Genomic DNA, 20,244 nt, shown 5'->3' with positions numbered 1-20,244 from the left:
TCCGATAGCGACCCGAATACAAGGAGACAGTCATGGCAAAACAACAAGTCAATGTACCGGATATTGGCGGCGCCGAAGGCGCCGAGGTTATCGAACTGCTGGTGGCGGTGGGTGACACCGTGGAAGTGGAGCAGAGCCTGATCGTACTGGAGTCCGACAAGGCCTCCATGGAAATTCCTTCCAGTCACGCCGGTACCGTCGTTGAACTGCTGGTGTCGGTGGGTGACGAACTCGCCGAGGGTTCCGCCATTCTGGTGCTCGACAGCGAGGGTGACGACGACGGTGACAGCGAGGCCGCGGAGTCGTCCGGTGACGACAGCGGCGCCGAGCCAGAACCCGCAGGCGACAGTGAAGAAGATACTGAGGAAGCCGAGCCGGAGGCCGCCGGGGAAGAACCCGCCGCGGCAACCTCAGAGACCCGCGAGATTGTGGTCAGTGTGCCGGATATCGGCACCGACGATGCCGTCGATCTGATCGAGATCAGCGTGGCCGTGGGCGACACCGTTGCCGAGGGCGATTCACTGGTGGTGCTGGAGTCGGACAAGGCCTCAATGGAAGTGCCGTCCACCGATGCTGGCGAGGTGCTGGAAATCCTGGTCAAGGAAGGCGACAGCGTGCGCCAGGGCGATGACCTGGTGAAACTGAAGGCCAGCGGTAACGCCGCCAAAGCGGAGCCGGCTGACAAGCCGGCGCCCGAGAAAGGGGCGGAACCCGCCGCTACTGCGCCGGCGGACAAAACGCCGGCGAAACCCGCGCCTACCCCCGCCACAGCTGCAGCCGACAAAGGTGGCGACAGCAAGGGCGGCCCGGTCTATGCCGGCCCCGCGGTACGCAAACTGGCGCGGGAACTGGGGGTGGAGCTGGCGCGAGTCAGTGGTACTGGCCCCCGCGATCGCATTCTCAAGGAAGACGTGCAGGAGTTTGTGAAATCGGCCCTCAGCGGCAGCACCGGGGCCACCAGCGGCGCTGGCATTCCCCCGGTGCCGGAGGTGGATTTCTCTGCTTTTGGTGAAGTAGAGCATGTGGCCCGCAGCAAGATGGACAAGGTCACGGCCGCCAATATGCAGCGCAACTGGTTGAACGTGCCTCACGTTACCCAGTTCGACGAGGCGGACATCACTGACCTCGAGGCCTTCCGCAAGGAGCTCAAGGGCGAGGCGGAGAAGCGCGGCACCAGGCTGACCCCGATGCCCTTCCTGCTCAAGGCCTGCGCGGTGGCTCTGCGTGACAATCCGAAGTTCAACGCCTCCCTGTCCGCAGACGGCGAAAGCCTGGTGTACAAGAAGTACATTCACATCGGGATGGCCGTGGATACACCGGCGGGCCTGCTGGTGCCGGTGATTCGCGATGTGGACAAGAAAAGCCTGTGGGAACTGGCGGAAGAAGTGCTGGAGATGGCCGGCAAGGCCCGCGACCGCAAGCTCAAGCCGGCCGATATGCAGGGCGGCTGCTTCACCATCTCCAGTCTCGGCGGCATTGGCGGCACCGGCTTTACCCCCATCGTCAATGCGCCGGAAGTGGGTATCCTCGGCGTGTCCCGGGCAGAGATCAAGCCCAGGTGGAATGGCAGCGAATTTGTGCCGCGCAACATGATGCCGGTGGGGCTGTCCTACGATCACCGGGTCATCAACGGCGGCGATGCCGGCCGCTTTTGCACGCAGCTGATGGACCTGCTCGGGGATATCCGCAGGCTGTTGTTCTGAGACTTGCCGGGGCGTCGTGCGGCGCCCCGGCCCCATCACCCTAGTTTTCCGGGAAGGCCATTGAGTGCTGCTCTACCGGTGTGAAACCTGCTGAATCCTCGCAGTAGTCCCAGCGTTCCACGCGGCAGGCGCGGACCGCGCTGCCGGCATTTTCGCTGGCGCTGTAGCGAATCAGGTTGACGGAATTGGGTACCTCGCCGCGAATACGGTCGGAAATCGCCGTGCCGGCCTGGGCTGTCCAGGCCTGGCGCTGCCCCGAACCCTGCAGGGGCTGTACATAGGGCAGGTGGATGTGGCCAGCCACCAGCAGATCCATGCCCGCATCCACCCACTCCGGTACCGCGCGCTCCCGCCCGATCAACAGATTTTCCAGGTCGGAGGACTCCACCGCGCGAACCGGGTGGTGTTGCATCACAATGCGCAGTTGGCCTGCACCCGCCTGGCGCAGTCGCCGCGCCACCCGTTCAACCTGCTCACTGGAGACTTCTCCGTCGGTGTGGCGTGCCGCCCGGCTGGAGTTAACTCCCAGCACCAGCAGTGAGTCGCTCTCAAAGGCCGGTGCCAGGTCGTGCCCCAGGTATCGACGATAGTTGCCATAGGGATTCAGCATACGAGCAGCGAGGTTGAACAGCGGAATATCGTGATTGCCGGGCACCGCCATCACCGGGGCGGGCAGGGATTCAATGAACTGCCGGGCCGCGGCAAACTGGCTGCGCCTGGCGCGCTGGGTGATGTCGCCGCTGAGCAGTATGACTTCGGGTGACTGTTGCACCGAGAATTCCAGCAGGGCGCGCTGTACCCGCGGCAATTCGGTGCCGAAGTGGGTGTCGGAAATATGCAGGATTGTATTCACCGCGTCTCCGCCGACGCTTTGTCGCGCGGTACCAGCAGTGGCAGGGCCTGCGGCGCCGCGCGAAACCTGAGCGGCAGGCGCATGCGTGACACCTCGCCATCCAGCGCGACCTTGATACTGCGCTGGCGCCCGCGTGTGATGCGCATACCGGTAAACGGAAAGCTCTCGAGGTGTTCTGCACTGCCCAGGCGTCGCGCCATGCCGCGCAGCAGCAGGCCGTAAAGCGCCAGGGTGCCAATCGGGCGAATCACCATCGCTGCAAGTTGTCCGCGGCGCAGGGCATCGCCCAGTTCCACCCCGATGTGTTCCAGCTGCAGGGCGTTGTTGCCAACCACCAGTGACACCGTGCGCAGTACGCGCGACTGGCCGGCCACCTCTGCTTCCACACTGAGTACACGATGGGCCCGGCTCAGGGTGGCGAGAGCGGAGATCAGCGCGACGATACGGCTGCGCCCGAGCTGGTTCTTGTAGGCTTCGCGATCCTCCAGCAGGCGGGGGTAGAGCCCGAGGCTGGCGTTGACCAGGAACAGCCGGTCGTTGAGGAAGCCCGCGTGGACCGCTTCGAGTTTCGCGTCGAGCAAGCAGCGTGTTGCGGCTTCGGTGTCTTCCGGAATCCGGTGAGTGCGTGCGAAATAGTTGAAGGTCCCCTGTGGAATCACCCCGAGAGGAATGCCGGTGCCGGCCAGGGCCTGGCAAACGGTGTTGAGGGTGCCATCGCCGCCAGCTACCACGACGATGCCGCCATCTTGCCGGGCCTGTGCGGCGGTGTCGCGGGCCGCAGCGGGCAGGCGGGCAGGGTTGCCAATAGTAATAAATTCGAACTGGCGCCCCGCATCCGTCAGAACCGACGCCATGATGTCCCGGCTCCTGTCGCTGTCCTGATGGCCGGAGCCACTGTTGCTGATGATGTAGAGGCGGCGCTGTTCCAGCGCCAGATGCGGGGCAGTCAGCTGCCGGGGAGTGGGGCACGGTGTGCTCATCAGGTGAAACTAACTCAATCGGCATGTTCCCGCCACTGTCAGCGGGGTGGGAACTGGTACCGGGCGAAATGCGCCGGCAGCCGGTTGGCATGAAAACTGCTCTTGGAATACTGTGTATTGCAAGACAGCGAGTCAGGAGATGACACCGGTGGCCGAAACGCCCACACCGCCCCCACTGGCCTGGCAGGAAGACTTCCTGCAGCGGCACCAGTTGGGGGCGGACTACCTGGTCACTGCCCGCATGTGGTTCGACCCCCTGGTGGATCGCCTGTGTCTGCACCGAAAGAGTGCAGGCGAACCCTTCGTCGTGGGCATTAATGGGTGCCAGGGTTCAGGCAAGACCACACTCGTCGACTACCTCGCCTGTGCCCTTGAAGCATACGGCGGCCTGCACTGTGTCAGTCTGTCACTGGATGATTTCTACCTGACGCGGGCAGAGCGTGAGGTGCTTGCCAGGGATGTCCATCCGCTGTTTGCGACCCGCGGTGTACCGGGCACTCACGACATGCCGCTGATGCTCAGTTGCCTGCAGCGTCTCAAAGCCCGTGGCGAGTTCACGGTGCAGCATGCATTGCGCTTGCCGCGCTTTGACAAGGCGAGCGACGACCGCTGCCCTGCGGCGCAGTGGGCCGAGGTCAGCGAGGCGGTGGATATCGTTCTGTTCGAGGGCTGGTGCCTGGGGGTGGAGGCCCAGCCCGAGGAGGCCCTGGTACAAGCGGTCAATGCCCTGGAGCGCGACGAAGACCCGGACGGGGTATGGCGACGGGCAGTGAATACAGTGCTGGCGCGGGATTTTCCGCCGGTTTATGCCCTGGTGGATGAATGGCTGATGCTGCAGGCGCCGTCCTTTGCCTGCGTGCAACGCTGGCGCCAGGAGCAGGAAGACAAGCTGCGCCAACGCCTCGGCAGTGAGGATTTGGGGCGCAGTATGAGTCCGGCGCAGGTCACCCGCTTCATTCAGCATTACCAGCGCCTGACGGAGTGGTCCCTGGCCACGCTTCCCGAGCGGGCCAGCACCGTGTTCAGGCTCGACGGGCAGCGGCAGATCCAGGCGGGAGGTGCGCGATGAGTACTCCCAGCGTGACCCGGCTGGTCTTTACCGACCTCGATGGCACCCTGCTCGATCACTACAACTACAGCTATGCCGACGCCATGCCGCGTCTGCGCGCGCTGGAGCGTATGGGTATCCCGGTGATTCCGGTGACCAGCAAGACCCGGGCCGAAATCGAACAGTTGCGCGCCGAATTGCGCAATCGCCATCCCTTTGTGGTGGAAAACGGCGCCGCGGTGTTTATCCCCGAGGGCTATTTCCCGCAGGCACCGGCGGAAACCCGCCTCTACGACGGTTACTGGGTGCGTGAGTTCGCGCCACCGCGTTCGCGCTGGCTGGAACTGCTGGAGTCCATGGATGAAGTCTATTCCGGCGAGTTCTCCAGCTTCTTCCGCCTCGGTACCCGCGGCATCATGGAGTTGACCGGCCTGCCCGAGGCCCGCGCGCGGCAGGCCAATCAGCGCGAGTACAGCGAACCGGTTCACTGGATCGGTCGCGAGTCGCGCAGGCAGCGTTTCCAGGCCGATCTCGAAGCCGCCGGCGCCACCGTGTTGCAGGGGGGGCGTTTCCTGGCGGTGAGCGGTAATACCGACAAGGGGCGCGCCCTGCGCTGGCTGCGCGCTTGCTTTTCGGGGCCGGTACAAGACCTGGCCGCCGGTGACAGCGGCAACGACTGCGCTATGCTGGAAGCGGCGGCTACCGCGCTGCTGGTGCGCTCACCCGCGCATGCCTTTCCAGCCCTGCGCCGGGTGGATGGTGTGATACAGAGTCGGGCGTTTGGCCCGGCCGGATGGGCCGAGGGAGTGTCGCGCTGGCTCGACCACTCGGCTGTGGCCGGCGAAAACCAGGAGCAATAGCATATGGCCGACTTTTACCAGAACGGCATCATCACCACGCTGCACAATATGGCAGACCGGCCGCTGGAGGAACTGGAAGCCGAGCTGGTGCGCTTCGCCAGGCGTCGTCCCATGGGGCTGATTCTGCCCTCCCTCTACTCGGAACTGGAAGGGGACGCGCTGCCGGGGATTGTGGATCACCTGGAACGTGTCCCCTACCTCTCCCAGATTGTGGTGGGGCTGGACCGTGCCGACGAGAGCCAGTATCGCAGCGCCCTGGCCTTTTTCTCGCGCCTGCCGCAACACCACCGGGTGTTGTGGAACGACGGCCCGCGGCTGCGCGCGCTGGACGAGGAACTGCAGCACTTCGACCTGGCACCGCGGGAAATGGGCAAGGGGCGCAACGTCTGGTACTGCATGGGTTACACGCTGGCCTCCCAGCGTTCAGAGTCGGTCGCCCTGCACGACTGCGACATTCTTACCTACGACCGCTCCCTGCTGGCACGGCTGATTTACCCGGTGGCCCATCCACAGTTCAACTACGAGTTCTGCAAGGGTTTCTACGCCCGGGTGGCGGACGGCAAGATCAACGGGCGCGTCAGTCGCCTGCTGGTCACGCCGCTGCTGCGGGCGCTGAAGAAAACCCTCGGGGACATGGAATTCATCGAGTACATGGACAGCTTCCGCTACCCGCTGGCCGGGGAGTTTTCCTTCCGCCGGGATGTGCTCAACGATATTCGCATCCCCAGCGACTGGGGGCTGGAGATCGGGGTGCTGTCGGAGATGTACCGCAACTACGCCAACAACCGCCTGTGCCAGGCGGATATTGCCGATGTCTACGATCACAAGCATCAGGAGCTGTCTGCAGAGGACGCCAGCAAAGGGCTGTCGAAAATGTCCACGGATATCGCCAAGGCGCTGTTCCGCAAGCTGGCAACCCGTGGCGTGACCTTCAATACGGAGACCTTCCGATCGCTCAAGGCGACCTATTACCGCATCGCCCTAGACTTCGTGGAGACCTACCACAATGACGCGGTGATGAACGGGCTCACTCTCGATATCCACAATGAAGAAAAGGCGGTGGAGCTGTTCGCAGAGAACATCATGAAAGCCGGTGAGGCCTTCCTCGACCGCCCCATGGAGCGGCCCTTCATTCCCAGCTGGAGCCGGGTAGAGAGCGCCATTCCGGATATTCTGGAACGTTTGCTGGATGCTGTAGAGCAGGACAACATGGAATACGCGGGGTGAACTGATGCTGCAAGGCGAGGGACAGCCGACACTGCGGGACAGGGTGGAGCAGCACCTGCAGACCATCTATCGCGATGTGCCGCTATCGCTGCCGCTGGCTGAACTGGCGGAAAATCTGCTGGCGGTAATGCGCCTGGAGGCAGGGCAGAACCCGCCGGCCCAGCACGTGAATCACTGGAACCAGTGTGACGTCATCCTCATCACCTATGGCGACAGTCTGCTGGCCCGGGAAGAAAAGCCGCTGGTGACCCTGAAGCGCTTCCTCGACGACAACAGCGAGGGGTTGCTAAGCGCAGTGCACATCCTGCCGTTCTATCCCTGGAGCTCCGACGACGGTTTTGCGGTACTGGATTACTCCAGCGTCAACGAGTCTCTGGGTGACTGGGATGACATCGGCGCCATCGCCGGCGACTACGACCTGATGGCCGACCTGGTGATCAACCACTGTTCCAGCCGCAGTCTGTGGTTCGAGAACTTCATCAAGGGGCAGGAGCCGGGGAGGGGCTACTTTTTTACCGCTTCTCCGCAGGATGACCTGTCTGCCGTGGTGCGCCCGCGCACTTCGCCCCTGCTGAAGGAAGTGGAAACCAGTGAAGGCACCCAGTACGTCTGGTGCACCTTCAGCCACGACCAGGTGGACCTTGATTTTCGCAACCCGGAGGTACTGCAACAGTTCGTCAGTATTGTGCGCCACTATCTTGATATGGGGGTGCGCATTTTCCGCCTGGATGCGGTGGCCTTCCTGTGGAAGATTCCCGGCAGCAACTGCCTCAACCTGGAGGAGACGCACGAGGTGGTGCGCCTGCTGCGTACCCTGGTAGAGCACGCGCGGGCGGACGCGGTGTTGATTACCGAGACCAATATTCCCAACCGGGAGAATCTGTCCTACTTCGGCAATGCCAACGAGGCCCACTGCGTCTACAACTTCTCCCTGCCGCCCCTGCTGCTCAATACCCTGGTGACGGGGGACTGCCGCTATCTCAAACAGTGGGTGATGAGCATGCCGCCGGCCCAGAACGGTACTGCCTACTTCAACTTTATCGCCTCCCACGACGGTATCGGTCTGCGCCCGGCGGAGGGGCTGCTGTCGGACGAGGAGTTGAACAGTCTCATAACCACCATGCAGTCCTTTGGCGGCCACGTTTCCTACCGCGCGCTGGAAAGCGGTGAAAGCCGGCCCTACGAAATCAACATAGCGCTGGTCGATGCCCTGCAGGGCACGGTGGAGGGTCCCGACGAATGGGGGCTGGAGCGATTTGTCTGCGCCCATGCCATCATGCTTGGGCTGGAGGGCATTCCCGGTATCTACCTGCACAGCCTGCTCGGCACCCACAACGATCAGCAGCGGGTGGAGAACACCGGCCACGCCCGCTCCATCAATCGCCACCAGTGGAACCTGGATGCGCTGCAGGAAGCCCTGGACGACCAGGACAGCAGCCACAGCCAGATATTCCGCCGCCTCAAAACCCTGCTCGCTATCCGCCGCCGACAGGGGGCCTTTCACCCCAACGCCACCCAGTTCACCCTGCACCTGGGCAGCGCCATTCTCGGCTTCTGGCGCCAGAGCATGGACCGCCGCCAGAGCGTGTTCTGCATTTCCAACATCAGCCGCGCCCCCCAGCCCCTGAACCTGATGGACATCAACCTGATCGATGCCCACCAGTGGCGCGACCTGATCAGTGGTGAAGTGTATGAACACCACGACCAGCAGCTGGAACTGGCCCCCTACCAGACCCTCTGGATCAGCAACCTGCCGGACCATCGCTGAGGCGGCCGGGGGCGGCTGAATCGGCTGCGGCCTGTGCTAAACTTCCGGGTCCCGCGGCACCCGCCGGCTCTCCGGCGGTGCCTGTTCAAGGCATGGAATCAGGAAGCGACACATGATCATCAAGCCCCGCGTTCGCGGCTTTCTCTGTACCACGACCCACCCCGTTGGCTGCGATGCCAATGTGCGCCAGCAGATCGACTATGTGAAGGGGCGGGGGCCGATCGAGAACGGCCCGAAGAAGGTGCTGGTGATCGGCGCGTCCACCGGCTACGGACTGGCCTCGCGCATCAGCGCCGCCTTCGGCGCGGGGGCCGCTACCCTCGGCATCTTTTTCGAGAAAGAGGGCACCGAGAAAAAGCCCGGCACCGCCGGCTGGTACAACTCCGCCGCCTTTCACAAGCACGCCGAGGCCGAGGGTTTGTATGCCAAAAGCATCAACGGTGACGCCTTCTCCGACGAGATCAAGCAGAAAGCCATAGAGACGATCAAGACCGACCTCGGCCAGGTGGACCTGGTGGTCTACTCCCTGGCCGCGCCGCGTCGCCAGCACCCGGTCACCGGTGTGGTGCACAGCTCCACTCTCAAGCCCATCGGCAGCGACACGGTGCAGAAGGGCGTCAATACCGACAAGGGTGAGATCCAGGATTTCCACCTGGAAGCCGCCACCCAGGACGAGATCGACAACACCGTGGCGGTGATGGGCGGCGAGGACTGGCAGATGTGGATCGAGGCCCTGGACGAGGCCGGGGTACTGGCCGAGGGCGCCAAAACCACCGCCTACACCTACATCGGCGAGAAAATCACCTGGGACATCTACTGGCACGGCACCATCGGCGCGGCCAAGAAGGACCTCGACAAGCGGGTGGTTGATATCCGCGAGCGCCTCGCGCAAAAAGGCGGCGATGCCCGTGTTTCTGTCTTGAAGGCGGTAGTCACCCAGGCCTCGGCCGCCATTCCCGCCATGCCCATCTACCTGGCCATTCTGTTCAGGGTGATGAAGGAGCAGGGCGTGCACGAGGGCTGCATCGAACAGGTCGACGGCCTGTTCCGGGACTCCCTCTACAGCGCCGCGCCGCAACTGGACGACGAGGGCCGCCTGCGCGCTGACCGCAAGGAACTGGCGCCGGCAGTGCAGGAGGCGGTGGCGGAAATCTGGGACCGGATCAGCACCGATAATCTCGCCACCGAATCCGATTTCGATGGCTATCGGCGTGAATTCCTGCGCCTGTTCGGCTTCGAGATCGACGGTGTCGACTACGAAGCCGACGTCGATCCGGTAGTGCCCATCAACAACCTGGCCTGATAATCATGCTGGAACACGGTATACCTTTCGACCTCAGCCCCCGGGTGCGCCGCCTGGTGGCGCCCAACCCGGGCATGATGACCGGCCCCGGCACCAACACCTACCTGCTGGGTCGCGAGCAGGTGGCAGTGCTGGACCCGGGCCCGGCCATCGACGAGCACATCGAGGCCATTCTCAAAGCGGGTGACGGCAACATTCGCTGGATTGTCTGCACCCATACCCACCCGGATCACTCGCCCGCCTGGCAGGCGCTGGCCGCGGCCACCGGCGCCGAGGTTCTCGGCGCCCTGCCCGCGGATGACCGCTTCCAGGACGATACCTTTGCCCCCACCCTGGAGTTGCAGCATGAGTATCTGCTGCAAACCCCGGAGTTCAGCCTGCGTGCCCTGCACACCCCGGGTCATGTCAGTAATCACTTCTGCTTCCTGCTGGAAGAGGAGGGCATGCTGTTCGCCGGCGATCACATCATGAAGGGCTCCACTGTGGTGATCGTTCCGCCGGGCGGCGACATGAAGGCCTATATCGAATCCCTTGAACTGCTGCTGGACTATCCGCTGCAGTGCATCGCCCCCGGTCACGGCGCAGTGATTGACGACCCGCGGGCCGAAGTGGCCCACCTGGTGGAGCACCGCCTGAAGCGTGAGCGCAAGGTGGTGGCAGGCCTGGAGCAACTGGGGAGAGCCGATACCGACGCACTGGTGAAAGTGGTGTATGACGATGTCGACAGCAGCCGCCACGAGTGGGCCAAGCTGTCGATGGCGGCTCACCTGATCAAATTGCAACAGGAACAGCGCGCCCGCCAGCATCAGGACGAAAGCTGGGAGCTGCAGGATAGTACTGCGTAACCTGAAAAAACCTTGAGGCGGAGCCGTGGCGCCGCCGCTGTGACAGCCATCTCCCGGCCCGAACAACAATAACGGGGCCAACAGACAATTACACTAATACAGGAGCAATCCATGAACGGCCTGATGATGAACACTTCGCTCACGGTCACTTCCATCATGCAGCACGCCGAGCGCGTCAATGGCGGCGGTGAAATCGTCTCGGTAACGAAGGACAACCCCCGCCACCGTTATACTTACCGCGAAGCCTTTGCCCGGGTGCGCCAGCTGGCCAACGCCATGGCCGGCTGGAACCTGCAGCGCGGCGATCGTATCGCCACCCTGGCCTGGAACGACTACCGCCACTTCGAAACCTACTACGCGGCCAGCTGCTCCGGCTACGTTTGCCACACCATCAACCCGCGTCTGTTTCCCGAGCAGCTGGTCTACATCATCAACCACGCCGAGGACCAGTACGTTTTCTTCGACCCGGATTTCATGCCCCTGGTGGCGGCCATCGCCGACCAGTGCCCCGGCGTGAAGGGTTGGGTGGCCCTGACCAACGCAGAGCACATGCCCACCGGCGAAGTGGACAACCTGCTGTGCTACGAGGATGTGCTGGCCGGGCAGGGCAGTGCCTATGACTGGCCGGAGCTGGACGAGAATGAGGCCTGCGCCCTGTGCTACACCTCCGGCACCACGGGCAATCCCAAGGGCGTGCTCTACTCCCATCGTTCCACCTTGCTGCACGCTTACGCCTCGATGATGCCCGATGCTCTCGGCCTGTCGCGCAAGGACGTGGTGTTGCCCATCGTGCCGATGTTCCATGTCAACGCCTGGGGCATTCCCTATACCTGTCCCATGGCCGGAGCGAAAATGGTTTTCCCCGGCGCCAAGGTGGGCGACGGTGCCACCCTGGCTGCGCTGATCAACGAAGAGGGTGTGACCCAGTCCGCCGGCGTTCCGACCGTGTGGCTGGCGCTGCTGGCCTACCTGAAGAAAAGTGGCGAGACGGTCGCTTCCCTGCAGCAGATTGTCGTAGGCGGGGCGGCCTGCCCCCTCTCCATCATGGAGGACTTCGAAAAGTACGGCGTGGAATCCCGCGTCGGCTGGGGTATGACCGAGATGAGCCCTCTGGGCAGCATCAACGCCAGTACCGATTCCCGCGATCAGTACAGTGAAAAGGCCTTCGCCAAACTGCGCCTGAAGGCCGGCCGCCCGGTGTTCGGGGTGGAGATGAAAATTGTCGACGAGCAGGGCGAAGAGTTGCCTTGGGACGGTGTGGCCTACGGTTCACTGATGGTGCGCGGGCCGTGGATCTGCTCCAGCTACTACAAGCTGGAGGGCAGCAGCGCTCACAGCGATGGCTGGTTCGAAACCGGCGACGTTGCCACCATCGACCCGGACGGCTATATGGCGATCACCGACCGCACCAAGGACGTGATCAAGTCGGGCGGCGAGTGGATCTCTTCCATCGAGGTTGAGAATGTCGCCACCGACCACCCGAAAGTGGCAGAAGCTGCTGTCATCGGTCATTACCATCCCAAGTGGAGCGAGCGGCCGCTGCTGATCGTGGTGAAGGCGCCGGGCGGCGAAGACCTGACCGAAGCGGAGATCCTCGCCTGGTTCGACGGCAAGATTGCCAAGTGGTGGACCCCCGATGCGGTGCAGTTCGTCGACAGCCTGCCTCACGGTGCCACCGGCAAAATCCAGAAGGTGGAACTGCGCAAACAGTTTGAGGATTACCAGTTCCCTGAGGGTTAGGCCGGAGAAGTGCCCCGCCGAAGCGGGGCTTCAAATCCTCAATACCGCAGGCGGAAATCCACCCCGTAAGTGCGCGGCTGCAGGTAGGTGGTGGATGTCTGGCCGATGCGGTAGTTGACGCTGTCCTCGTCGGTCAGGTTTTTCGCCCACACCGCAAATTGCCACTCCCCGCCCAGCATCTGCACGTAGTCCAGGCTGATACGGCCGTTGAGGATGCCGAAGTCCGGTACGATCACTTCCCCGGCGTCGGTATTGGCCAGGGCGTACTGCTCGTCCTGCCAGGCGTAGTCCAGGTGGGCCTTCAACTCACCCAGGTTGCCAAGCTGCACGTTGTAGTCCGCCACCACGCTGTAGGCGTTCTCCGGCGCCCACACCAGTACCGTGCTGTCGGTGCGATCGGAGCCATCGGGGAAGATGGCGTCGGAGATTTCCGAATCGATATAGGCGTAGTTGATGCCGAGTGTGAAGTTATTGGTCAGGGCCATCAGCAGGTCGAATTCCACACCGCGAATTTTCGCCTCACCAGAGTTGAAGATGCTGACGATACTCGGGTTGTTGACCGGGTCGGGCAGGTAGTCGAGGATGATGTCGTCGATCTCGGTCTGGTACACCGCCCCGTTGAAGCGGATACGGTTGTCCCACAGCTCTGACTTCCAGCCCAGCTCGTAGCTGATCAGGGTTTCCTCGTCGAAAGTCTCGGAGAAGTCCAGCGCCTTGGGGCTGGAGCCGCCGGAGCGGAAAGCGGTGGCCGCCTTCACGTAGGTGGAGAAGTTTTCTGTCCAGCGGTAGTCCGCGGTGGCGCTCCAGTCCGGGTGGCTGATGTCGGAGTCGTTGCTGCCCGGGCCGAAGGCGTTCCACAGCAGGCCGTCGTTGGTACGGGTGGCGCTGCGGTCGTCCTGGGTGTAGCGGGCGCCCACGGTCAGGTCCAGGCGGTCGTCCAGCACGTCCGGGGTCCAGGTGGCCTGGCCGAAGGCAGCGTAGGATTCCACCTCGCTGTCGACGGTGAATTCGCCCAGGTAGGCGGGATAGAAGAACGGGTCCAGCACGTTGCACACCGGCGGCGCGGCACCGAAGGCGCCGGACACGCAGGGTCCGTTGCTGTCGAAGGCGACGATGCCGGTGCTCTCCACCAGGGCGCGATCCAGGTACTGCATCTCCTCGGCGCTGCCGTCCTCCTTCAGATAGTACAGGCCGGCCACGTATTTCCAGCGCTCGGTAGCCCCGGTGATCTGGAACTCCTGGGTGAATTGCTCGTGCTCGGTGATGGTGTTGACCTGCAGGCCGGAGGCGCCGCCGAAGGAGTCGGCGAAGTTCTGCGACAAATCGTCATCGAAGGCCCGGTAGCCGGTGATGGACTTGAAGGTCAGGAAGTCGTTGATGTCGTAGCTGACGCTCAGGGACTGTCCGCGGGCCTTGGTTACCGTGCGCGGCAGCGAATAGGCGCGACGCTCCCCGGTTTTGGCGTCGAAGGTGTGTTCCAGGCGCTCGGTGTAGCTCGCCACAATGTCGCCGCCGGCGGCGCTCATGCCCGGGCCGGTGGGGCCGGAGTACTGGAAGTAGGGCGAGGTGGTTTCCATGTCGGAGTAGTCGAAGGTGTAGTCCACCACCAGGCGGTCGATCTGGTCGTAGCGCAGGGCCAGGCGGAAGCCCTTCTTGTCTTCGAGGTAGAAGTCCTCGTAGTCCTGTCCGGGGATTTTGCCGGCACCGTCATTGTCCACCCAGCCATCGCGGTCAGTGAACACGGCGGAGATGTGGGATTTCACGCCGACAATCTCCGGCAGGTCGATGCTGGTGACCGAGCGCTGGTAGTTGTAGTTGCCCAGGCTCAGGGTCTGGTCGAGGGCGAATTCGCCGCTGGGCTTGCTGGTGACGAAGTTGATGGCACCGGCAGTGGTGTTGCGGCCGTACAGGGTGCCCTGGGGGCCGCGCAGGATCTCCACCCGCTCCAGGTCGGCCAGGTCCGCCAGTACCCCGGTGGTGCGCCCGGCGTACACACCGTCGTAGTACACACCCACGGTGTTGTCCTTGGTCAGGATGATGGAGTCGGCATTGCCGATACCGCGGATAAAAAAGGCCAGGTTGTTGCTGGTGGTGGGGTAGGCCGGCGTCTGCAGGCTGGGGGCGGCGAGGCCCACGTCCTTCATGTTGGTCAGGCCCATGCTTTCGATGGCTTCACTGTTGAAGGCATTGATGGAGATGGGGGTGTCCTGCAGTGATTCGCTGCGCTTCTGGGCGGTGACGATCACTTCTTCCAGGCCCTGGGCCAGGGCGGCGGTGGATAGCAGGCCAGCGGCGAGGCCGACGGCGGTGGCGAGTGCGGTGCGGGCGGTGTTCAACTTCATACAGCGTGCTCCTTTTTGTGGTTATGCAGCCGGTGGTTCGGCTGGCGTTTATAGCCGGCGGGAATAGTGCCAGAGGTGGATCGGCGGAGTTAAGCGCCTGGAGTCGAATAGTTGCACTATGCGTAGGAATTGGATTAAAAATTTACGCATTGTGCTTGCTGCCCCCGGTATCGACTCCTATATTTGCCCCACTTCAGCCCACCAGCCGGCCCGGGAGGCCCGCGCATGCCAAGCCAGAGCGAGAATCAGAGAACGGTACCCCAGGTGGTGGCACAGGCCGCTGCCGAGCACGGCGAGCGCATTGCCATTCGCGATGGTGCCGTCGAGCTCAGCTTTGCCGGTCTCGATGCGGCCCGCCTGCAGGCCGCGCGTGCACTGGCGGCGCTGGGTCTGCAGAAAGGCGACTGCATCGCCATCTGGGCGCCGAATATGGTGCAGTGGATTGTGGCCGCCCTCGGTGCCCAGACTATCGGTGGCGTGCTGGTGCCGCTGAATACCCGACTGAAGGGCTCTGAAGCGGCTTACATCCTGCGCGCCAGCAGTGCCAAATGGCTGTTTACGGTGCCGGAGTTTCTCGGTATCCAGTACCCGGCCCTGCTGCAGGGGGAAGATTTGCCCGACTTGCAGGGTACGGTGCTGCTGGAGGGCAGTGGCGAGGGCCAGCTGGACTGGCAGGCCTTCCTGGAACGCGGTGCCGAGGTCAGCGAGGTCGTAGTCCAGGAGCGTGCTGCCGCCCTGACCCCCGCTGACACCCTCGACATCCTGTTCACCTCCGGCACCACTGGCAAGCCCAAGGGGGTGGTGACCAGCCACGGCCAGAATATTCGTGCCTTCGAGACCTGGAGCGCCACTGTCGGCCTGAGTGCTGACGATAACTACCTGATTATCAACCCGTTTTTTCACTCCTTCGGCTACAAGGCGGGCTGGCTGGCGGCGATTATCAGCGGGTCGAAAATCCTGCCGGTGCGCAACTTCGACCTCGACGCCGTGTTGGCCCAGATCGAGCGCGACCAGGTGTCGATGATCCCGGGGCCGCCCACCATCTACCAGTCGCTGCTGGCCCACCCGAAGCGGGACGATTACAACCTCTCCAGTTTGCGCCTGGCGGTGACCGGCGCTGCGCCGGTGCCGGTAAAGCTGGTGGAGCAGATGCGCGAGGTGCTCGGTTTTGAAGTGGTGGTAACCGCCTACGGTCTCACCGAATCCTGCGGGGTGGTGTCCATCTGTCGCGCCGACGACAGCGCAGAGCGCATCTCCCACACCTCCGGCTGCGCCATGGACGGAGTAGAGATGAAGTGTGTGGATGCCGAGGGCAATACCGTGCCTTCGGGCGAAGAGGGCGAAATCTGGTTTCGCGGTTTCAATGTGATGCAGGGCTATCTCGACAATCCCGAAGAAACCGCCAGCACCATCACCGCCGACGGCTGGCTGAAGACCGGCGATGTCGGGGTGATGGACGCCGACGGCTATGTGCGCATCACCGACCGCATCAAGGACATGTTCATTGTCGGCGGCTTCAACTGCTACCCGGCGGAAATCGAAAACGCCCTGTGCAGCATGCCGGGCATCGCCCGCGCCGCGGTCATCGGCGTGCCCGACGAGCGTATGGGCGAAGTGGCCCGGGCTTATATCGTGAAAGACGCGGGGGCAGAACTCAGCGAGGCCGCCGTGATCGCCTGGTGCCGCGAGAACATGGCCAACTACAAGGTGCCGCGCTCGGTGCGCTTCCTGGATAGCTTCCCCATGAATGCCGGCGGCAAAGTGCTGAAGAACGAACTGCGGGACCTGGCCGCTGCGGAGCGCGCGTGAACACTGCGGCCGTCAGTGAACTCCACCCGCAACTGGACGAGGTGGACCACCGCATCATCGCCCTGTTGCGCGAGGATGGTCGCATGCCCTTTCGCGCGCTGGCCAAGGAGCTGGGCCTGACCGAGACCACTGTGCGCGGCCGGGTGCGCCGCCTGGAAGAGTCCAACACCATGCGCGTGGTGGCGGTAACCGATATCGAAGCGGCGGGCTACAACCTGCTGCTGGCGGTGGGTGTGCAGGTGGAGAACCGCACACCGGAAAGTGTCGCCCGCGAACTGGCCGCCATCCCGGAAGTGTTTTCGGTGAATGTGGTGGTGGGCACTCACGACATCGAGGCCCTGGTCGTGGCCGAGAACCAGGCCGCCCTGCACCAGTTGTTAAGCGACCGGCTCGCCGCCCTGCCGGGTGTGCGCCGCCTGACGCCGTCGCTGGCGGTGAATGTACTGAAAAACCAGCCCGACTGGGTGCCCCTGTGAGCCGCCGGCGACTGGACGAGGTGGATCGCGCCATCGTCGAGCGCCTGTCCCGGGACGCCCGGGTCAGCAACCGGCAGATCGCGGCGGAACTTGGGGTGACCGAGGGCACCGTGCGCAGCCGGGTGAAGCGCATGGAAGAGGAAAAGCTCATTCGCATCACCGCAGTAACGAATATTGACCGCTTCCGCGATGCGAGCCTGGCCTATATCTGGATCGAGGTGGAGCGCAGCCACCAAGTCAGTGAGGTTGCAAGCCAGCTGGCAGAAATCCCCGAGCTGGGTTTTGTCGGGGAAATGCTCGGCCGCTCCGACCTGCTGGCCATTACCATGGTGCGCAATAACGAGCACCTGGCCGAGTTTGTACACGGCCACATCAGTTGTATCCCCGGTGTGCGTCGCACCGAGAGCACCCTGGGGGTGAATTTCGTAAAACACGATTACCGCATGGCGCGAATCGTGCGATAGCCGGCAACTGGTAGCCGGCACTGTAGAGAGAAAGGAACTGTTATGGACAAACGCATTTCGGCCGCCGCGGCGGTAGCGCAAATCTCGGACGGGATGACCGTGGGCATTGGTGGCTGGGGGCCCCGGCGCAAGCCGATGGCCCTGGTGCGGGAAATCCTGCGCTCAGACCTCAAGGACCTCACCATCGTGGCTTACGGTGGCGCCGATGTGGGCATGCTCTGCGCCTCGGGCAAGGTGAAGAAAGTGATCTTCGCCTTTGTCTCCCTGGACTTCATCCCCCTGGAGCCCTACTTCCGCCAGGCGCGCCAGAACGGCGACATTGAGGTGATGGAAGTGGACGAGGGCATGATGCTGCTGGGCCTGCGTGCCGCCGCCTGGGGTCTGCCTTTTATTCCCACCGAGGTAGGCCTGGGTACCGACATCCTGACCCACAACCCCGATATCAAGGTGATCGACAGCCCCTACGATGACAAGGAGTGGGTGGCCATGCCGGCGCTGAACCTGGACGTGGCCCTGATTCACGCCGACCGCGCCGATGCGCGCGGCGTGTGCCAGATTGAAGGCCCGGATCACTACCTGGATGACTGGATGGCCCGCGCCGCGAAGAACACCATCGTCTCCTGCGAGGAAGTGGTTGAAACCAGCTACTTCCAGGACCCGGCCCGAGCGCGGCAGGTGTTCTGGGAGCGCAGCATCACCGATGCTGTGGTGGAAATCCCCGGCGGTGCCCACCCCACCTCCTGCAACCCCAAGTACGGCTTCGATGTGCCGCACTTCAAGGCCTACAACGCCAGTGCCAAGGACGGGGGCTTCAGCGCCTACGCCGAGCAGTACCTGGCCGCGACCGAAACCGAGTACCAGGAGCGTGTTGGCGGCCTGGATGCCATCCGCGCACTGCCCCTGCCCGTTTACTGATCAGCCGAGGAGATTTGTTCAATGACTGCAGCAACTGAGTACAGCCTGGCTGAATTGTGCATTGTGGCGGCCGCCGAGGCCTTCCGCGACGACGGCGAGAAACTCGCCACCGGTATCGGCGTGATCCCGCGCCTGGGCGCCAGCCTGGCCATGAAGACCTTCAACCCGGACCTGATGATGACCGACTCTGAGGCTTTCATGCTGTCCGAGCCGAATCCGCTGGGCGATCGCGGCGCTGACTTCGCGCAGGCCAATGAGAGCTGGATGGGCTTCTCGCGCATCTTCGACAATGTCTGGAGCGGCAAGCGCCACGCCATGCTCGGCCCGACCCAGATCGACCGCTTCGGCCAGACCAACACCTCCGCCCTTGGCGGCACCTACCAGCAACCGAAGGTGATGATGCTGGGCGCCCGCGGCTTCCCGGGCAACTCCATCTGCCACCGCAACAGCTTCTTTGTGCCGGCCCACAATGACCGCGTCTTCATCGACGGCGAGTGCGATTTTGTCTCGTCCATCGGTTACAACCCGGCGCGCCTGCCCAAGGGCCGCGCGCTCAGCGATGTGGACATTCACCGCGTCATTACCAATCTCTGCGTCATGGACTTTGGTGGCCCGGACCACCAGCTGCGCCTGCTGTCCCTGCACCCCGGGGTGGGCGTGGAAGAAGTGCTGGAAAACACCGGCTTTGCCATTGTGGTGCCGGATGAGGTGCCTACTACCGCCGCCCCCACCGAGGAGCAGCTGGCCATCATCGCTGCGCTGGATCCGCACAACCAGCGGGCCTACCAGATCAAGGACAACCCCCCGGGTGTTCGCGGCTAAGGGGCTGGAAGCATGAACCTCAACACACGCCTGACCGAACTGCTCGGCTGCCGCTACCCCATCGTGCAAACCGCGATGGGATGGGTGGCAGACCCGCGCCTGGTGGCCGGCAGCTGTAACGCCGGCGGCTTCGGTTTCCTGGCCGGCGCTACCATTCCGCCGGCGGAAATGGAGCGCGACATCCTGCGGGTGAAGGAACTCACCGACAAACCCTTCGGTGTGAACTTCCACATGTACCAGCCCAACGCGGCGGACATCGTCGATATGGTGATTCGCCACGGGGTCAAGGCGGTCAGCTATTCCCGCTCGCCTGGGCCGGAGTTCATCCGCAAGCTGAAGGATGCCGGCGTGGTTTGCATGCCGACCGTGGGCCTGCCCAAACACGCCATCAAGGCAGTGGAACTGGGTGCCGATGTGGTCACGGTGCAGGGCGGGGAAGGCGGCGGCCACACCGGTGCCGTGCCCACCACCCTGCTGATCCCCCAGGTGATTGATGCGGTGGGTGACAAGGTGCCGGTGGTCGCCGCTGGTGGCTTCAAGGACGGTCGCGGCCTGGTAGCCGCGCTGGCCTGGGGGGCCGATGGTATCGCCATGGGCACCCGTTTCCTGCTCACCAAAGAAAGCCCGGTACCCGATGCCACCCTGCAGCGCTACCTGGCCTGCAAGGACCCGGCCCAGATCATCCGTTCCGAGGCGATGGATGGCCTGCCCCAGCGCATGATCATGAATGAGTTGCTGGCGGAGCTGGAAAAGGCCGGTGGCCTGAAAAAACTGCTGATCGCCGTCCGCAACGGTCTGGCCTTCCGCAAGCACACCGGCGCCAGCCTGGTAAGCCTGCTGAAATCGGCAGTGGCCATGCGCGGCGCCGGCGATCTCACCGCGGCCCAGGCCATTATGTCCGCCAATGCGCCGATGATTATCCAGAAGGCGATGGTGGATGGCCGCCCGGAAGAGGGCGTGTTGCCCAGCGGCCAGGTGGCGGGTGTGATCGATGAACTGCTGAGCTGCGAGGAACTGATCAGCGGCATCGCCGCGGAAGCCGAACAACGACTGGCAGCGCTGGCACAACGGGCCGGCGCCGCCTGACAG

17 protein-coding genes are annotated in these 20,244 nt (G+C 63.5%); 14 read left to right on the top strand and 3 right to left on the bottom strand.

All coding sequences use genetic code 11. From position 1 onward, the window contains the following. Positions 1–32 precede the first annotated feature (32 nt). Positions 33–1,703: a dihydrolipoyllysine-residue acetyltransferase gene (gene aceF, locus FVW59_RS15995; protein WP_148065361.1), complete on the top strand. Its 1,671-nt coding sequence runs from the start codon at positions 33–35 to the stop codon at positions 1,701–1,703. Positions 1,704–1,743: 40 nt separating this feature from the next. On the opposite strand, the gene FVW59_RS15990 is transcribed toward aceF, so the two are convergent. Continuing rightward, on the bottom strand, positions 1,744–2,556 hold the full coding sequence (locus tag FVW59_RS15990; protein ID WP_148065360.1) for a metallophosphoesterase family protein: 813 nt from the start codon (positions 2,554–2,556) through the stop codon (positions 1,744–1,746). After that, entirely contained in the window at positions 2,553–3,536 is a 984-nt protein-coding gene (locus FVW59_RS15985) for a diacylglycerol/lipid kinase family protein (protein ID WP_148065359.1), read from the bottom strand. Before FVW59_RS15985 ends, FVW59_RS15990 begins: the two co-directional genes overlap by 4 nt. Before the next feature lie 148 nt (positions 3,537–3,684). Between FVW59_RS15985 and FVW59_RS15980 the strand changes: the two genes are divergently transcribed. From FVW59_RS15980 to FVW59_RS15950, 7 genes are all read left to right on the top strand, one after another. Then, positions 3,685–4,605, top strand: a complete 921-nt coding sequence (locus tag FVW59_RS15980; RefSeq protein WP_246139763.1) for a hypothetical protein — start codon at positions 3,685–3,687, stop codon at positions 4,603–4,605. Further along, positions 4,602–5,444, top strand: coding sequence for an HAD-IIB family hydrolase (locus FVW59_RS15975; protein WP_148065357.1), 843 nt, complete (start codon positions 4,602–4,604; stop codon positions 5,442–5,444). Before FVW59_RS15980 ends, FVW59_RS15975 begins: the two co-directional genes overlap by 4 nt. A 3-nt stretch (positions 5,445–5,447) precedes the next feature. Continuing rightward, complete coding sequence (locus tag FVW59_RS15970) at positions 5,448–6,671, top strand: glycosyltransferase family protein (RefSeq protein WP_148065356.1); 1,224 nt, start codon at positions 5,448–5,450, stop codon at positions 6,669–6,671. Positions 6,672–6,675: 4 nt separating this feature from the next. Beyond that, positions 6,676–8,439: a sugar phosphorylase gene (locus tag FVW59_RS15965; RefSeq protein WP_148065355.1), complete on the top strand. Its 1,764-nt coding sequence runs from the start codon at positions 6,676–6,678 to the stop codon at positions 8,437–8,439. A gap of 112 nt (positions 8,440–8,551) precedes the next feature. Next, complete coding sequence (fabV, locus tag FVW59_RS15960) at positions 8,552–9,742, top strand: enoyl-ACP reductase FabV (protein ID WP_148065354.1); 1,191 nt, start codon at positions 8,552–8,554, stop codon at positions 9,740–9,742. 5 nt (positions 9,743–9,747) lie between these two features. Then, positions 9,748–10,587, top strand: coding sequence for an MBL fold metallo-hydrolase (locus tag FVW59_RS15955; RefSeq protein WP_246139762.1), 840 nt, complete (start codon positions 9,748–9,750; stop codon positions 10,585–10,587). A 111-nt stretch (positions 10,588–10,698) separates the two neighbouring features. Continuing rightward, positions 10,699–12,327, top strand: a complete 1,629-nt coding sequence (locus tag FVW59_RS15950) for a 3-(methylthio)propionyl-CoA ligase (RefSeq protein WP_148065353.1) — start codon at positions 10,699–10,701, stop codon at positions 12,325–12,327. Positions 12,328–12,365: 38 nt separating this feature from the next. On the opposite strand, the gene FVW59_RS15945 is transcribed toward FVW59_RS15950, so the two are convergent. Beyond that, positions 12,366–14,669, bottom strand: a complete 2,304-nt coding sequence (locus FVW59_RS15945) for a TonB-dependent receptor (RefSeq protein ID WP_148065352.1) — start codon at positions 14,667–14,669, stop codon at positions 12,366–12,368. Between the two features lie 225 nt (positions 14,670–14,894). Here FVW59_RS15945 and FVW59_RS15940 point away from each other — a divergent pair, with 225 nt between their 5' ends. The 6 genes from FVW59_RS15940 to FVW59_RS15915 are packed head-to-tail and all read left to right on the top strand — an operon-like array spanning position 14,895 to position 20,241. Continuing rightward, on the top strand, positions 14,895–16,478 hold the full coding sequence (locus FVW59_RS15940) for a FadD3 family acyl-CoA ligase (protein ID WP_148065351.1): 1,584 nt from the start codon (positions 14,895–14,897) through the stop codon (positions 16,476–16,478). Next, positions 16,475–16,954: an Lrp/AsnC family transcriptional regulator gene (locus tag FVW59_RS15935; RefSeq protein ID WP_246139761.1), complete on the top strand. Its 480-nt coding sequence runs from the start codon at positions 16,475–16,477 to the stop codon at positions 16,952–16,954. Before FVW59_RS15940 ends, FVW59_RS15935 begins: the two co-directional genes overlap by 4 nt. Next, positions 16,951–17,418 (top strand): Lrp/AsnC family transcriptional regulator, encoded by a 468-nt coding sequence (locus FVW59_RS15930; protein ID WP_148065350.1) that lies wholly within the window; start codon positions 16,951–16,953, stop codon positions 17,416–17,418. Before FVW59_RS15935 ends, FVW59_RS15930 begins: the two co-directional genes overlap by 4 nt. A 42-nt stretch (positions 17,419–17,460) precedes the next feature. After that, positions 17,461–18,333, top strand: coding sequence for a CoA transferase subunit A (locus tag FVW59_RS15925; protein ID WP_148065349.1), 873 nt, complete (start codon positions 17,461–17,463; stop codon positions 18,331–18,333). Positions 18,334–18,354: 21 nt separating this feature from the next. Further along, positions 18,355–19,155, top strand: a complete 801-nt coding sequence (locus FVW59_RS15920; protein ID WP_148065348.1) for a CoA-transferase subunit beta — start codon at positions 18,355–18,357, stop codon at positions 19,153–19,155. Positions 19,156–19,167: 12 nt separating this feature from the next. Beyond that, positions 19,168–20,241 (top strand): NAD(P)H-dependent flavin oxidoreductase, encoded by a 1,074-nt coding sequence (locus FVW59_RS15915; RefSeq protein WP_148065347.1) that lies wholly within the window; start codon positions 19,168–19,170, stop codon positions 20,239–20,241. Positions 20,242–20,244: the final 3 nt, after the last annotated feature.

Origin of the sequence: Parahaliea aestuarii, assembly GCF_008064635.1 — a bacterium.
GTDB classification, from domain to species: Bacteria; Pseudomonadota; Gammaproteobacteria; order Pseudomonadales; family Halieaceae; genus Parahaliea; species Parahaliea aestuarii.
Note: the sequence above shows the minus strand (reverse complement) of the source record. Positions and strands in the feature narration are given on the sequence as shown.